Origin of the sequence: Marinobacter sp. UBA5687 (assembly GCF_002420325.1) — a bacterium.
GTDB lineage: Bacteria > Pseudomonadota > Gammaproteobacteria > Pseudomonadales > Oleiphilaceae > Marinobacter > Marinobacter nauticus.
On record NZ_DIHV01000145.1, the window covers coordinates 16,083 to 30,363 of the forward strand.

Consider the following 14,281-nt stretch of genomic DNA (forward strand, 5'->3'; position numbering starts at 1 on the left):
TCTGTAATCCGTTTTTGCTTTCCGGCTAGGCCATGCCTGCGATCACCAGCAATGCAAACGCACATATCCACACCAGCATGCTCCGGTTGAGGAGGTCCCTTATGGCGCTGAGGCTCCGTCCGCCAAAATCGGGCCACTCTTCCGGGTGCAACTCCGAAAAGCGCGCAGGATCAAGTGCATAACCAGTTAACGACCCGTTGGCGGAAATCATGAGCACATCCGCGGTCTTTTTCCCGAATCCCGGGAATACCTTGCGTATTTCCCGGGACCAGCCGGCCAGGTCACCGGCGAGTCCGAATGTGCATGACAGCAAGCGGGAAGGAATCCAGCCGATAAGCCGGGCCGCCCGCTGATAGCGTTCCCGCGCGGCCGCCTGCGGCCATTGGCCCGCCAGAGCTACAAGCCCGCGAGCCAGAAAAGCCAGCGCTATGCCGCCGACGGCGTACCAGAAAACCACCAGGAAGAAACGCTCGAAAACCGAGACCATCAGCGCCCGCGACACCGACAGGTGCATGGCTTCTGGCGATAGCGCCGCTCCTCTTTCGGAGGCGGGCAGGCGCTCTTGAACATGGTGCCAGGCAGCCTGCATATCTCCGCGCCGCCAGGCATCGGAATAGGCTCGCAGCACCTTGCGCCAGCCCGGCGCTCCCATCAGTACCACCATCAGCACCAGTTCAAGCGGATACAGGGCATAGCGGTAGCCCGCCTCACTGGACAGCGCCCACGCGCCAGCGAGCGCCAGAGAAGGTAACACAACCAGCAGCGCCCCTCTCCAGACTGACCGCTCCTGACCCGCTTCTACCCGGCCCCAACGATGAAACCAGCGACGCCAGATCTCATCGCTGGCCAGGTGGTCGGCGCGGTCCAGCCTGCGGCGAATCACGTACGCAATCAGAAAAACAACCAACGACATCAGGCCATCTCCTCGTTCGACAGCAGTGCCCGGAAGCGAGACCACTCAAACGCGGGCCCTGGATCGGTTTTTCGGCCCGGAGCAATATCACTGTGGCCGGCAATGCGACCCGGCGTGATTTCCGGCCAGGCTGTCATTGCCAGGAGCGCCAGACGCGCCAGCGCACGGTACTGATCATCGGTATAGGGAACGTCATCCGCACCTTCGAGCTCGATACCAATGGAGTAGTCGTTGCACTCCTCCTTACCCTGAAAACTGGAACGGCCAGCATGCCATGCCCTGTCCAGACAGCTGACAAACTGAATAACGGAACCATCCCGGCGAATCAACGCGTGTGCAGACACCTTCAGCTCTGCGATCGTTTCAAAATAGGGGTGGACAGCAGTATCCAGACAGTTACAGAAAAAATTCTCGATGTGCGGGCCGCCAAACTGTTCCGGCGGCAGGCTGATGTTGTGAACCACCAGCAGTGAGATAGAGGAACCGTCCGGGCGGGGACCAAAATTGGGCGACGGACACCAGCGCACGCCGGGGAACCGGCCACTGGAACGCAAAAGTGCTGCCGCATCTTTCAGGGAGTGTGGGTGATGATCGTTCTGGATACTAGACAACGTGTTTCCATCGGCGCAGGGGACTCATGCAGATGATTGAATCACAAAGCGCCCATGGATGCCACGACGTCGCCGGTGCCCTGCGCGGGCACTCAGTACCGGAGATCAGTCTTTTCGGTTATGACGCAGGTTGTCGATGATGGACTCCAGCGCCCGATCAAAGATCAGGCCGTCATCCAGCATGGTGATCGCCTGCTCCTGCAGAGCAATCGCCAGGTCATCCCGATGATATTCCGCCACCTTCGCACCACTGCGGTTAACAAAGATGTACTTGCCGGTGGCCTTGATGAAGGCCGCCAGCTTGCAACGGACCCTGGTCTCGTCTCTGGCCATCTCAACCCAGGATCCAACTCTCAGGCCGTCCGCCTTCGCCAGCCATTCCGCCGACGCTACTGGTGATTGGATCTCCGCGAATTCCTCGGCGACGGCTGCCGTCTCAACGCCGGCTGAGATCTCAGCAGGCTTGACTGACGCAGGTTCAGTCACCTCGTCAATCACCTCCGGCGCAGGTTCCGATTGCTCGGGAGTTTCCGCCGGCTCTGCCGGAGCTTCAGGTACCTCAAAATTCTCAATCGTGGGTGCCTTGTCTTCAACAACCGGCGCGGTCACCAGTTTCTGGAAAACATCGACATGGGCAAGCTCCAGGTCCCGGATGGCCGCATCGGTTGCAAACGGATCCCAGGAGATCTCCTGAAGCGCCTTGCGGAGCTCTTCCACCACCTCTGGAATCATTCGCAACAGTTCCGCCCGGGTATCAGAAGACACCGGTCGCGGGTCAACACTCCACACCAGCCGCTCGCTGATGGCCTTTGCCTGCAGCCAACGCTCGCTTTCTTCACCCTCGCGCAACACCACCCACTGCAGGTAGCGGGTCCAGGGCTCGTTCAGCACCTGTAAAACCGGATCGGGAATGTCCCGGCCTGCCGTGTGCTCACGGATAACATCGGTAGCAGCCTGACTGGCACGTTCCTGCCTGGCGCGTCCTTCTTCGGCATCCCGAAGGCGCTGCTCAACCAGCTCGCGACGCCGGCGATCCAGATCCATGAAGTGACCAAAGTCCTTCAGCAATTCCTCGAACAGCCCTACCTGATCGGTGTATTCGGTGAGCACCCGACCCACCACTTCCTCAATTTTTTCCCGAAGCGGATCACGCATTCCGGCACGTTTCTCGCTCCAGCCAATGGCGGCAAGGGCAAGTTCGTTGAGGAGCTTGCGAACCGGATGGCCACCACGATTGAAAAAGTTCTTGTCGCTGAGTGCGACCTTGAGCACCGGAATCTGTAGCCGCCCGATCAGCGCCTTCATAACCGGATGCAACTGCCGATCTTCGAGAATGAAATCAAACAGCATTGAGACCAGGTTGATCACATCACTGTCGACCTGCCCTACTGAGAATCGCTTCCCTTCCGGACCCTGCAACAGCGGCTGTAACTGCTGGCGCAAAGGCACCACATTGTCGCCTTCACCCTGCGGCGCTGCGCCCTGCAGTTCGTTCAGGCGCGCCATCAGACGATCGGTATCCAGAACAGCGCCGGTTTGTGCCATACCGGCACTACTGGTCTCTCCCTGGTGCAACAGCGCACTCAGCTCACTGAAAGTAGGCGACGGTCCATGGCCATTGGCAGTACCTTCGGCAGCCGGGGCTTCCTGGGCGGGCGCTGGCGAACCGCCTGCCTTTGGCGCACTGCGACCCGGCGCTACCTGAGCACCACCCACCGGAGCCCGCTTCATGTCAGGCAGCACGCCGGCGGCGATCAGGGTTTTGTTGCATTCCTGGTAGAAATCACTGAGCTTGTCCACCAGCAGGCGCTCAAACAGCTTCAAAACCACAAGCTTGGCACGGATATCAATATCCAGATCGGTGCAAGCATCCGAAATAGCGCCACAAATGACTTCCGGGCTGAGAGGCATTTGATCGTCAGAGAGATCCAACTGTGGAACAAGATGGCGAATCCGGGCCGCCAACATCCTTACCGGCTCCTGGTATCGATTCCGCAGGCGATTGGTCAGGTTATCTATCGCTACCTGCTGTTCAAGATCAGAGTGATCCACCAGGCTGAGGGAGTCCTGGTCCACTTCTTCCAGTGAACCACCGGAGCGGGCAGGTTTGAACTTACCCAGCTCGTTGAAGGCCTGGCTGACGTATTGCAGGACTGACACTGTCATTGCCTTCCGGCGCAGTCGCAGCTCCCGCATGGCGTCGAAGTAAGCAGTCTGGTCCTGGTTGGAGCCGGCCCGGTCTGCGAGGGCAAACAAACTGTCGTCAGCCTGTTCGAAAAAACTGGCAAGTACCGCCTTGAGTGACTGACCCGATGTGTCACGCAGTCGCACCAGCTCTACCGGTAACGAGAACCGGCTCACCGGCTTCTGACCGGCCAAGCGGACTACCTTGTTATCGTGCGCCATGTGGATGCTCCGGAATCGAACAGCTGATGGTACTTAAACCTTTATAGGATTACATCATACGGGCGAGTGTCGTCACCTTGTGTCAGAATTTGTCACCTTTTGTGTCAGCAGGAACTGCATCACACTTCAGACCCCTCACACCTCCATTTGGCGAATCGATAGCGCTGGCAGTAGAATTGCCCTCCACACTTTTCCAAGCCACCATCAACCTCCGGACGTCCCAATGATTTCTGCCGAACTGCTGCGCCAGGCCCGTATCGAATCCGTTGCCCAGAGTCTGCGGGAAGATATTGGCGATGGCGACATCACTGCCCAGCTGATTCCTGCCGAAAAACTGGCAACCGCAAGGGTAATCACCCGGGAAGACGCCCGCCTGGCTGGAAGCGCCTGGGTGGAGGAGGTTTTTCGCCAGGTGGATCCCTCAGTGACACTTCAGTGGCAGTTTCACGATGGCGACGACGTACCCGCCAACGCCGTGATTTTCCGCATGCAAGGCCCGGCCCGCTCGCTTCTGACCGCTGAACGAGCTGCTCTTAACTGGTTGCAGACCCTGTCTGGCGTGGCAACGGCCTGTGCCCATTACGCTCGCCGGGTGTCCCATACCAACGTCCGCCTTCTGGACACCAGGAAAACCCTGCCAGGGCTGCGACTGGCCCAGAAATACGCGGTGACTTGCGGTGACTGCGACAATCACCGGCTGGGGCTCTGGGACGCCTTCCTGATCAAGGAAAACCACATTGCCGCCTGCGGCTCCATTGCCAATGCGGTCGCCGAAGCGCACCGCATTGCACCAGGCAAACCCGTGGAAGTGGAAACCGAATCGCTCGCCGAACTGGACCAGGCTCTTGAGGCCGGGGCCGACATCATCATGCTGGACGAGTTCTCGCTTGCCGACATGGCTGAAGCGGTAAAGCGGAATGCCGGAAAAGCCCGCCTTGAAGCTTCCGGTGGCATCAACGCGCACACGCTGGTGCCCGTTGCCGAAACCGGCGTGGATTACATCTCTATTGGCGCACTGACCAAAGACGTACGAGCCATCGATTTGTCCATGCGCCTGGAGTAATCCAGTCCCGGAATAATCAGCGGCCGCCAGAGGACAACAGCCGATCCATCTCCTCAAGCGCTGAGATCAGTTCACGGCCGGACTGCTCACGCCCACGGAAATGCTCTTCTGCCATGGGCGCAATACCAGATACCTCTGGCAGCGCGTGACCGGCTTCCACCAGCGCCTTCATTTTTTCAAGAAACACGAACTGCAGCCACTGGGTGAAGTCCATGGTATCCAGGCAGAACGGCTGGGTACTCTGGAACGCCTCCGGTGGCAGGCTTTCTGTCTGCCAGACACCCAGTTGCCGAAGTTCAATTTCAATCTGCAGCAAACCGTCGGTCACCTGATCCAGGTGGCGTGCTTTTTCACTCATGGGATTCCTCTCAGTCTGCCAATGGCTCCAGCTCAACAGACTCCCCATGCAGCACACGGTATAGGTCCTCATACTGGCGTGTGAGCGTGTGTTTCGGAGCCATGTGAATCAGCGGTTGGCGACTCTGGTGTGATTCTTTCATCTTGACGGAACTGGACAGGCGTACCGGCAGCACCGGCAACCCCTCCTCCGTCAGCTCCCGGACCAACTGCCTGGGCAGGCTCGCCCTTGGCTGGAACTGGTTTGCAATGATGCCCTCAACAACCAGCTCCTCATTATGATCCTCCTGCAATTCGCGGATTTCATGGAGGATGTTGTAGAGCGCCTGGCGGGAGAAATCATCGCAGTCGAACGGGATCAGGCAGCGCTGGGCAGCAATCAGGGCAGAACGAGTGTAGAAATTCAGGGCCGGGGCGGTATCGATATAGATCTCATCGAAACTGTCGCTGAGTTTTTTCAGGAACTCCCTGAGCTTGTAGATCTTGTGCTTGGCTTCGAGTTTGCGTTCCAGAAAATCCAGCTCAGGGCTGGATGGCAACACGTACAGGTTGTCGAATGACGAGGCGTGTACAAACTCGTCAGGTCGACGATTGAAGACACTGAAGGCGACCGTCTGCTCCAGCAGATCGGCAACGGTATCTTTCAGTTCAGCCGCCGGCTTGCCCAGCAGGTAGTGGGTGGAGTTGCCCTGCGGGTCCAGATCCACCACCAGGGTACGCTTTCCTCTTGCGGCGCTGATGGCCGCCAGATTACAAGTGATACTGGACTTGCCAACGCCACCTTTCTGATTGAATACAACCCGTCTCATGTCGTCTCTCCAATGGCCTTTATCGTTATTAATCCCTTTACCGCTACCATCCCATCACAGCTTTAACAAACGGAATGGTTAAACGTCGCTGGGCCTGCAGCGAATTCTCATCCAATGTATCCAGCAGCCCCAGCAGATCACCCAGCTTTCTAGGGGCCCTGCGCATGATGAAGCCGGCAACATCCTCACTCATCACCAGCCCGCGCTGCTCTGCCCGGGCCATCAGGATTCGCTGCCGGTCCTCATCCCGGTACACGCCCAACTGAATGAGCAAGCCATGCGCCAGGCGAGATCCCAGGTCTGCCAGCCCGAACGGCAGCGAAGCAGGCACCTCGGATAGACTGACCACCAGCAGGCCATTGCGGTCCAACACCCGGTTGTACAGGTGGAAAACCGCCTCCTCCCAGCCGGGATCCCCCGCGGCATGTTCCAGATCGTCAAGACAGATCACATCATGACTGTCCAGGCCCGCCAGGGCATCCGGGCCAAACGGCAACAACTCGACGATGCTGATGCAGACGGCAGTTTTCCCCATTTGCTCGGACTCATGGCAAATCGCCTGCAACAAGTGGCTTTTACCGGTATCGGAATCGCCACAGATCACGACCACCGGAAGCCCCGACGGCTCCCGGCACACCAGCTTAAGCCGCTGGGCGGCCGAACGGTTACGGTCGCCGTGAAAGTTGTCGAAGCGGGCATCGTCCCGGAGCTTGACCCCCAATACCATTTGTGAGGCTTTCATGACCGCTTCGCCCTCCAGGCCCGCAAACTCCACACTGCCACATAGTGCCCCCCGCTCACCAGCGCGCTGACGGCAACCAGCCAGATCCCGGTGTCGATGACCCAGGGCTGCATGGGCAAACCCGCCAGCAGGATGATAATGGCGAGCGCCACGAGTATCTGCACAAACGTGTTGATCTTGCCCGGAATACTGGGTTCCATATCGAAGCGGCCGATGCCGTAATGAAAAGCCAGGCCGCCGCAGACAATGACAAGATCCCGACCCAGCACCAGGGCAAACAGCCACAGCGGAAGTACACCGGTAATGGTGAGCATGAGGTAGGCCGAAATCAACAGCGCCTTGTCCGCGAGAGGGTCGGCCACAGCGCCAAGCCGGGAGCGCCAATTGAAATGACGGGCCAGAAACCCGTCAAAGGCATCGGTCAGTGCGGCAACGAAGAATATCACCAGAGACAGCCGATAGTTACCTTCCAGCAGCGCGCCGGCGAACGGCACGATCAGCACCATTCGCAGGAATGTCAGTGCATTCGGGATCCAGCGCCACTGCTTAGAACTCACCGGGCTGCCTCCATCAAGCCATCAGCTTCGGTCGCCGCCAGTGGCGCCGGGAGCGGGTTGCCAGCGGTAATAAAGTACCTGGTACAAAGACTCAAAAGCCTGTTCGGCATCCTGCTCATCGCCCGGAGCCAGGGGCTGATAGCTGAACCCAGGCGTCGAAGCACTATCCTGCGCATCCGTTCCGGCCGGTGCTTCGGTTTCATTGCGGGAACCGGGCTCGCCTGTTTGCGCCTCACCATCCCCGTCCGAGCCAGCAGTCTGGCTGTTCTTGCTGGCCGTTATCGGCTCTGCAGGCTGCTCCGCCGGCACAAATCGTGCGTCCAGCGCGATATGCTCCTTCAACTGGTCAAGTTCTCCAGAGAATGCTACCTCCACGGTCAGCCGGTTGCCACGAACCCGTGACGCACCAACAGACACTACCGGAGTCATGTCCTGTAGGGCCCGGGTCACCTGACCGTAATCTGCCAGCGTCGTTACACCCTCAAGCACCATATCAACTTTCGGAGCCTCACCCGCCTCGCCGGCTGTAACCGCATATCGGCTGGCGTATTGCTCTGTCCAGCGATCGATCAAAGCTTGCGCCAACTGTTCCGGCGTATCGGCATTGACCGACTGCTCACCCGCATCGAGCCCCATGCCTTCAACCACCCAGCCTGCGCGCCATTGGCCGCCGGAACGACTGATACGCACCAGAGCCAGGGCGTCGTGGGACAGATCGTCTGAAGCTTGTTCGATGCGGCCGACAAACTGGCCCCACAAATCCGACAGCAAGGCCCGGTCACCGGCATAGGTCTCCGGCGGGAAGGCGATGGGCAGACCGCGATCGGCCGCTGCTGATAAGAGATGCTGGGCCCAGAGCCCCTCGTTACTGCCCGCCGCTGAATCTGCTGAACGGGTCAGTAATTGCCGGTCTCCCCGGTCTTCCACGGCAATCCAGGCCAGTGTCAGGGGGCGGTTGGCGCCCCATACCGGCGCCTGCACAGACGCCAGCGCGCGGTTAACCCCCACGGCCCCGAAACTCATCTGCAAACGCGACTGCCCCGCGGTACGGTTCACCTGATAAGACAGCAACATGGACTCGGCGTCTGCCAGTACCTCGTCTATCCCTTCGAGTTCCAGCACCTCACGGGTCCCGGACACCCTCACCATTACCTGACGCAGCCCTTCAGCGTATCCGGCCTTCAAGGCATCCGCCGAGGTGCCTGCAACCGGAACATCGGCCGTGTAAAGTCCCGACACGCTGACCGCCGATGCCGGGCCGGCCGAGAGTACCCAACATACTGCCGCCAACAGAAACGCAGCAACTCGCCCGTTCCTGGCTGTTTTCACTGATTCGGTCATGAAACACCTTGCCATTCCCATGGTTGGCGCACAGGATACACCATCACCAGAGCCGAGAGTAGCAAGCACAGGTTGCAGTCAGGCAATCTGAAACCGGCAATATTGCCTGTGCTCCCAATTCCATTTGGAGCCCCCGTGCGCACCTGTTAAAATCCGCGCCTTGACTCACAGGCCTACGGTTATTTTCCATGAGCGAACAGAAGCCCTCCCTGACCTACCGCGATGCCGGCGTGGACATCGACGCAGGTAACGATCTTGTCAACCGAATCAAGAGCACTGCAGCGCGCACCCGTCGCCCGGAAGTACTCGGCGGCCTCGGCGGCTTTGGTGCCATGGTATCGATTCCGGCAGGCTACAAAGAGCCCGTACTGGTTTCTGGCACGGACGGCGTAGGCACTAAGCTTCGGCTTGCCATGCAACTGCAGAAGCATGACAGCATCGGCATCGACCTGGTGGCCATGTGCGTGAATGACCTGGTGGTCGGTGGCGCCGAGCCTCTGTTCTTTCTGGACTACTACGCAACCGGCAAACTGAATGTTGACGTTGCCGCCCAGGTAGTAGAAGGCATTGGCCAGGGTTGTGAGCAGGCCGGATGTGCTCTGGTTGGTGGCGAGACCGCCGAGATGCCGGGCATGTATGAAGGCGACGATTACGATCTGGCCGGCTTCTGTGTAGGCATTGTGGAGCGTGACAAGATCATTGACGGTAGCCGCGCGCAGCCGGGTGACGCCCTGCTGGCGCTGGGCTCCTCCGGCCCCCACTCCAACGGCTACTCGCTGATTCGCAAGATTATCGAAGTCAGTGGCGCAGACCTGAGCCAGTCAATGGGCGACACCACACTGGCCGACGCCCTGATGGCGCCCACACGCATCTATGTTAAGAATCTGCTTAAACTGATTCGCGAAGTCGATGTTCGGGCCCTTTCGCACATTACCGGCGGCGGCCTGCCCGAGAACATCCCCCGGGTACTGCCCAAGGGCACCATAGCCGCACTCGACACCCAGAGCTGGGAGCTGCCCCCGGTATTCCAGTGGCTTCAGAATGCCGGCGGCGTAGCCCAGGAGGAAATGTATCGCACCTTTAACTGTGGTATCGGCATGGTCATCTGTGTACCGGAAGACCAGAAGGCACTGGCCATGGACACCCTGAATGCCATGGGTGAAAAGGTATGGCAGATCGGCGTAATGGAAGTAGCCGAATCCAGCGATGCTGAGCCCGTTGTTCGCTACGCACCGGGGCTTTTGACGGCATGAAGGCAGATCCGGCCCCCGTTCCGAAGATCCTGGTGCTCGCCTCTGGCAGCGGCACCAACCTGCAGGCTTTGATCGACGCCACCCGTGAACGCGACTTTCCGGGTGAGATCATTGCCGTTGGCTGCAACAAACCGGGCGCGTTTGCCCTGGAGCGCGCCGCCCAGGCCAATCTCACCACCTTTGTGGTCGACCATACAAAATACGGCTCCCGAGAAGAATTCGACGCCGCCCTGCTGGCCGAAATCCTTCGCCACAATCCGGATCTGGTAGTGCTGGCCGGCTTCATGCGGATTCTGACCAGCGACTTTGTCCGCGCATTCCGTGGCCGAATGCTTAACATTCACCCGTCCCTGTTGCCGGCCTACACCGGACTGAACACCCACCAAAGGGTCCTGGAAGCCGGTGACCGCACCCACGGTGTATCCATTCACTTTGTGACCGAGGAACTGGACGGCGGGCCCGTCATCGCCCAGGCGGAAGTTGCCGTGGCAGAGGATGACACTCCGGAGTCCCTGGCGGAAAAAGTTCAGCAACAGGAGCACGTGCTCTACCCCATCGTCGTGCGCTGGTTCTGCGAGGGTCGCATACAGCTGGGCGCTGAGGGCGTTCTGTTTGACGGCGCGCCCATCGAGCGTCCCATGCGACTGCCGGCGAACTGAACAGATTGTCATCACAAGGCCTCGCCGAACCAACTACACTGTCGCTAGCGTAGACGGTCAAAGAGGCTTTTTGATGCACACAGACACCCCCCACAAACCACGTTTTCAGCTCTGGGCAGCCCTAATTGCCGGCATGATTGCACTGCCGGCGTCCGCCGGCGATGTTGATTATGCCCCTCTGGCACCCTATGAGGCCCGCTACACCGCCTCCATGTCCAAGGGCGTCAGCCTCAACGGCGAAGGTGTTCGGGAACTGACAGACCAGGGCAATAACGTCTGGCTCTACCGTACGGATGTCGACTCCTTCATCGCCGATATCAACGAATCACTGATTTTTCGCTGGGAAAATGGCCAGGTAATTCCCCTGCGCTACCGCTATCACCTCTCCGGCTTCCTGATCAAGGATCGCAAACAGTCCATTGATTTTGACTGGCAGGCAGGCACTGCCACCGGCAGCTATCGCGGCGAGAAGTTTGAAGTCGAGTTGCGGGATAAGACCCTGGACCCACTGGGCTACCAGTTACAGCTCCATCAGGATCTCAAGGCGGGCAAACGCGATGTCACCTACCAGGTGCTGGACAAGGGGGATTACGACGACGACCGCTTTGCTGTCATCGACGAAGATAGCCTGGGCGACAATGGCCGCACCATGAACACCCTGAAGGCGGAAAAGGTCCGGGACGAAGACTCCAAACGCCAGACCCTGATGTGGTTTGATCCGGCCCGGGATTACCTGCTGGTTCGCCTGCTCCAGGTAGAGCCGGACGGCAGCGAGTACGAGCTGAAACTCAAAGACGCGACACTGGCCGACTAACCGGCCAGTCCCTGCTCGGCCCACACCGCTTTTACTTCTTCAGCAATGATTCTCAGGCCCTCAGCCACCCGGGCATCGTCCTGCGAATAGGTGACCCTGAGGCACTCATGGCGATGACGCCAGCCATCCTCGGGCAAGCCCGGGAAGAAATAATGCCCGGAGACCACCAGCACACCCCGAGCCTTGAGGCGCTGATAAAGCTCCAGACTGGAGACTGGCAAATCCGGGAACCAGAGCCACAGGAACATGGCGCCTTCGGGCTTGTGGATGTACCAGCGGCAACTGTCTTCGCCCATGGCGTCCCGGAACACCGATACCGCCCGCTCCATTTTTGCTTTATAGAACGGGCAAACCACATCCCGGCTCAGGGACAGAATCTCTCCGGAGCGCACCAGCGGTTCTGCCAGCATCGCACCAAAGCTTCCGGTGGCCAGGTTCATGATGGCGTTGATACCCGACAATGCCTTGATAATGGACTCTTCGGCAATAACAATCCCGGTTCGCGCCGCCGGCAAGCCCAGCTTTGACAGGCTCAGACACAGGATAACCTGCTCGTTCCAGCTCGGCTGCGCGTCGACAAACAGCAGGCTCGGAAATGGCGTTCCATAGGCTCCGTCGACAATCAGCGGAATATCGTTTTGCCGGGCCAGTTCTTCCAGCCGGGCCAACTCCTCATCGGTGATGACGTTTCCCGTGGGGTTTGTGGGCCGGGATACACAGATAGCGCCGGTTTCTCCGGTCACCTCCACGGCCTCAAAATCCACCCGATATTTGAATTCATGGGCATCGGTGAAGGAGATGTCCGGCTGTACCGCGTGGAACAGCCCTTGCTCAATGCCGGCATCGGCGTAGCCAATGTATTCAGGCGCCAGCGGCAACAGGATATGCTTGCGATGTCCATCACCGTAGTCACCACCAAACATGTTGAAAAGCATGAAGAAGGCAGCCTGACTGCCGTTGGTCAGCGCAATGTTTTCGGGCTTCAGGCCCCAGCCGTATTCCTGATTCAGCAACTGGGCCAGGGAGGCAATAAACTGTTTTTCCCCCTGAGGGGGGTCGTAAATACCCACCAGCCGACGTACGTCCGCTTCACTGGAGGCCATCTCCGCCAGAATGCTCTGAACTCTCTGCTGGATCTCCGGAATGTGGCCGGGGTTACCACCGCCCATCATGATCATGTCCTCACCGGAGGCCATGGCATTCCCGAGATCGTCCATCAGGGAAGTAATGCCGGCATCAGCGGTGAATTTACGACCGAAAGCAGAGAGTTTCATGATTCATTCCGTTCAATAAAGTACTGAGGGAGGTTACAGGCAGTGTAGCTTGGTTGCCTTATGTCAGCCTTCCAGGGAGATTCCCAGATTGCTGACACCGTCGTTGGCGGCACCGGCTCGGAGTTCAGCCAGGAAGGCTTCTTTGGGTGTTCGCTGCTTTTTCAGCGCCATGACGGTGTCACGCTGAAACAGTTTGTCGTCCTTGAGCAGGGGGTGGTGTTCAAACACGCGCACCAGTTCGTTTTCATCCATTCCCTCACCTTCGGACATTTCAACAAAATCCATGACGGTGCGGGTCGCCAACTGGGAAGCTTCGGTGGCGCGATGCTTGTTCGGATTCAGGCGGTTCAGCAGCGCCTGCTCAAGCAACTGGCAGAAATCGAAGGCTGGGTAGACACCGTAGGCATCGTACTCATCCACATTGGGGCACAGGGTTTCTAGCTTACTGAGCAGCTGCGGAATTGCGGCATCGGCCACGTCTTTCTGGAGCATGTCCCAGGCCAGATCGAGCAACTGGCGCATCTTGCCGCCGGTTTTCAGGCCAACGGCGTCGGCGAACAGGGCGTAGTTGGGAAAGGAGCGTTCGGCCAGGGCCAGCAGGAAGGCGCATTCGCGCCAGCCCTGCAGCTGTGAGACGGCTTTGAGAAACTGGTTGGCGTTCATGTCCTGGGCAGGGTCACGCCGGTCTGGCCAAGGTACTTGCCGCCGCGGTCTTTGTAGCTGGTTTCACAGATTTCGTCGGATTCGAAGAACAGCATCTGGGCAACGCCTTCGTTGGCGTAGATTTTCGCTGGCAAATTGGTGGTGTTGGAGAATTCCAAGGTTACCTGACCTTCCCACTCCGGCTCCAGCGGGGTGACGTTCACGATGATGCCGCAGCGTGCATAGGTGCTTTTGCCCAGGCAGATAGTGAGTACGCTTCTGGGGATGCGGAAGTATTCAACGGTGCGCGCCAGGGCGAAGCTGTTCGGCGGGATGATGCAGACGTCGCCGGTGTAGTTGACGAAGCTGTTTTCGTCGAAGTTCTTCGGGTCTACGGTGGCGCTGTGGACGTTGGTGAAGATTTTGAATTCGTTGCTGCAACGTACGTCGTAGCCGTAGCTTGAGGTGCCGTAGGAGATGACGCGGCCTTTTTCGCTTTCCCGAACTTGTCCGGCTTCGAAGGGTTCGATCATGCCGTGCTGTTCGGACATCCGGCGGATCCACTTGTCGGATTTGATGCTCATGGGTGAATTCTCGTTTCCAGCTGGTGGGAAAATTGGGGCGTAGTTTACCTTGTCGTGCGGTGACTGTCGAAGATATAGGACTGGTTGCCCAACACCGCGCACTGGGGGCTGCGCCATCAGGCCCTTCTGTCCAAAAACCGCTACGAGCACCCGCAAGCGGGTCCAGCCTGCAATCATAGATTGCAGTCGTTCGCCTGCGCGCGAAGCTTCGCTTCTAAAACGCTTGTCTCACCCATGTGCGCTTCTTTCGGGCCGT

The 14,281-nt window shown here is 58.9% G+C and carries 15 protein-coding genes; 4 read left to right on the forward strand and 11 right to left on the reverse strand.

Translation table 11 applies throughout. The annotated features are described in order from the left end of the window. Window positions 1-25 precede the first annotated feature (25 nt). The 3 genes from B3Y70_RS15985 to B3Y70_RS15995 all read right to left on the reverse strand — a co-directional run bounded on the left by B3Y70_RS15985 (window position 26) and on the right by B3Y70_RS15995 (window position 3,930). Window positions 26-913: a histidine kinase gene (locus B3Y70_RS15985; RefSeq protein ID WP_199451768.1), complete on the reverse strand. Its 888-nt coding sequence runs from the start codon at window positions 911-913 to the stop codon at window positions 26-28. After that, window positions 913-1,524, reverse strand: coding sequence for a 1,6-anhydro-N-acetylmuramyl-L-alanine amidase AmpD (ampD, locus tag B3Y70_RS15990; protein WP_114435067.1), 612 nt, complete (start codon window positions 1,522-1,524; stop codon window positions 913-915). The genes B3Y70_RS15985 and ampD overlap by 1 nt, the downstream gene beginning before the upstream one ends. Window positions 1,525-1,629: 105 nt before the next feature. Next, window positions 1,630-3,930 (reverse strand): DUF1631 domain-containing protein, encoded by a 2,301-nt coding sequence (locus tag B3Y70_RS15995; RefSeq protein ID WP_153741334.1) that lies wholly within the window; start codon window positions 3,928-3,930, stop codon window positions 1,630-1,632. 223 nt (window positions 3,931-4,153) lie between these two features. Here B3Y70_RS15995 and nadC point away from each other — a divergent pair, with 223 nt between their 5' ends. Then, entirely contained in the window at window positions 4,154-4,993 is an 840-nt protein-coding gene (gene nadC, locus B3Y70_RS16000) for a carboxylating nicotinate-nucleotide diphosphorylase (protein ID WP_023011365.1), read from the forward strand. A 16-nt stretch (window positions 4,994-5,009) separates the two neighbouring features. Here nadC and B3Y70_RS16005 read toward each other — a convergent pair whose 3' ends face one another. From B3Y70_RS16005 to B3Y70_RS16025, 5 genes are read right to left on the reverse strand one after another with little or no spacing between them, the layout of a single operon-like run. Further along, a complete protein-coding gene (locus B3Y70_RS16005) occupies window positions 5,010-5,351 on the reverse strand; it encodes a YqcC family protein (protein WP_022991712.1) in 342 nt (113 codons plus the stop codon). Window positions 5,352-5,361: 10 nt separating this feature from the next. Then, window positions 5,362-6,159 (reverse strand): ParA family protein, encoded by a 798-nt coding sequence (locus tag B3Y70_RS16010; protein ID WP_011784466.1) that lies wholly within the window; start codon window positions 6,157-6,159, stop codon window positions 5,362-5,364. 43 nt (window positions 6,160-6,202) lie between these two features. Further along, on the reverse strand, window positions 6,203-6,901 hold the full coding sequence (gene hda / locus B3Y70_RS16015) for a DnaA regulatory inactivator Hda (protein ID WP_153741332.1): 699 nt from the start codon (window positions 6,899-6,901) through the stop codon (window positions 6,203-6,205). Next, window positions 6,898-7,458, reverse strand: coding sequence for a CDP-alcohol phosphatidyltransferase family protein (locus B3Y70_RS16020; RefSeq protein ID WP_011784464.1), 561 nt, complete (start codon window positions 7,456-7,458; stop codon window positions 6,898-6,900). The genes hda and B3Y70_RS16020 overlap by 4 nt, the downstream gene beginning before the upstream one ends. Before the next feature lie 21 nt (window positions 7,459-7,479). Further along, the gene (locus B3Y70_RS16025; RefSeq protein WP_153741331.1) at window positions 7,480-8,799 is read right to left on the reverse strand and encodes a DUF2066 domain-containing protein; all 1,320 of its coding nucleotides are present in this window, start codon (window positions 8,797-8,799) and stop codon (window positions 7,480-7,482) included. A 188-nt stretch (window positions 8,800-8,987) separates the two neighbouring features. Between B3Y70_RS16025 and purM the strand changes: the two genes are divergently transcribed. From purM to B3Y70_RS16040, 3 genes are all read left to right on the forward strand, one after another. Next, the gene (purM, locus tag B3Y70_RS16030; protein ID WP_199451767.1) at window positions 8,988-10,052 is read left to right on the forward strand and encodes a phosphoribosylformylglycinamidine cyclo-ligase; all 1,065 of its coding nucleotides are present in this window, start codon (window positions 8,988-8,990) and stop codon (window positions 10,050-10,052) included. After that, window positions 10,049-10,711 carry a phosphoribosylglycinamide formyltransferase gene (gene purN / locus B3Y70_RS16035; protein ID WP_014421897.1) on the forward strand — a complete coding sequence of 221 codons (663 nt, stop codon included), beginning with the start codon at window positions 10,049-10,051 and terminating at the stop codon, window positions 10,709-10,711. The genes purM and purN overlap by 4 nt, the downstream gene beginning before the upstream one ends. 73 nt (window positions 10,712-10,784) lie before the next feature. Further along, the gene (locus B3Y70_RS16040) at window positions 10,785-11,525 is read left to right on the forward strand and encodes a DUF3108 domain-containing protein (RefSeq protein WP_199451766.1); all 741 of its coding nucleotides are present in this window, start codon (window positions 10,785-10,787) and stop codon (window positions 11,523-11,525) included. Here B3Y70_RS16040 and B3Y70_RS16045 read toward each other — a convergent pair. The 3 genes from B3Y70_RS16045 to dcd form a co-directional block, all read right to left on the reverse strand. Then, window positions 11,522-12,799, reverse strand: coding sequence for a valine--pyruvate transaminase (locus B3Y70_RS16045; protein ID WP_199451765.1), 1,278 nt, complete (start codon window positions 12,797-12,799; stop codon window positions 11,522-11,524). The genes B3Y70_RS16040 and B3Y70_RS16045 overlap by 4 nt on opposite strands. Before the next feature lie 63 nt (window positions 12,800-12,862). Beyond that, complete coding sequence (locus tag B3Y70_RS16050; RefSeq protein WP_011784458.1) at window positions 12,863-13,462, reverse strand: YjaG family protein; 600 nt, start codon at window positions 13,460-13,462, stop codon at window positions 12,863-12,865. Further along, window positions 13,459-14,025 carry a dCTP deaminase gene (gene dcd / locus B3Y70_RS16055; RefSeq protein WP_011784457.1) on the reverse strand — a complete coding sequence of 189 codons (567 nt, stop codon included), beginning with the start codon at window positions 14,023-14,025 and terminating at the stop codon, window positions 13,459-13,461. The genes B3Y70_RS16050 and dcd overlap by 4 nt, the downstream gene beginning before the upstream one ends. Between the last annotated feature and the right edge of the window lie 256 nt (window positions 14,026-14,281).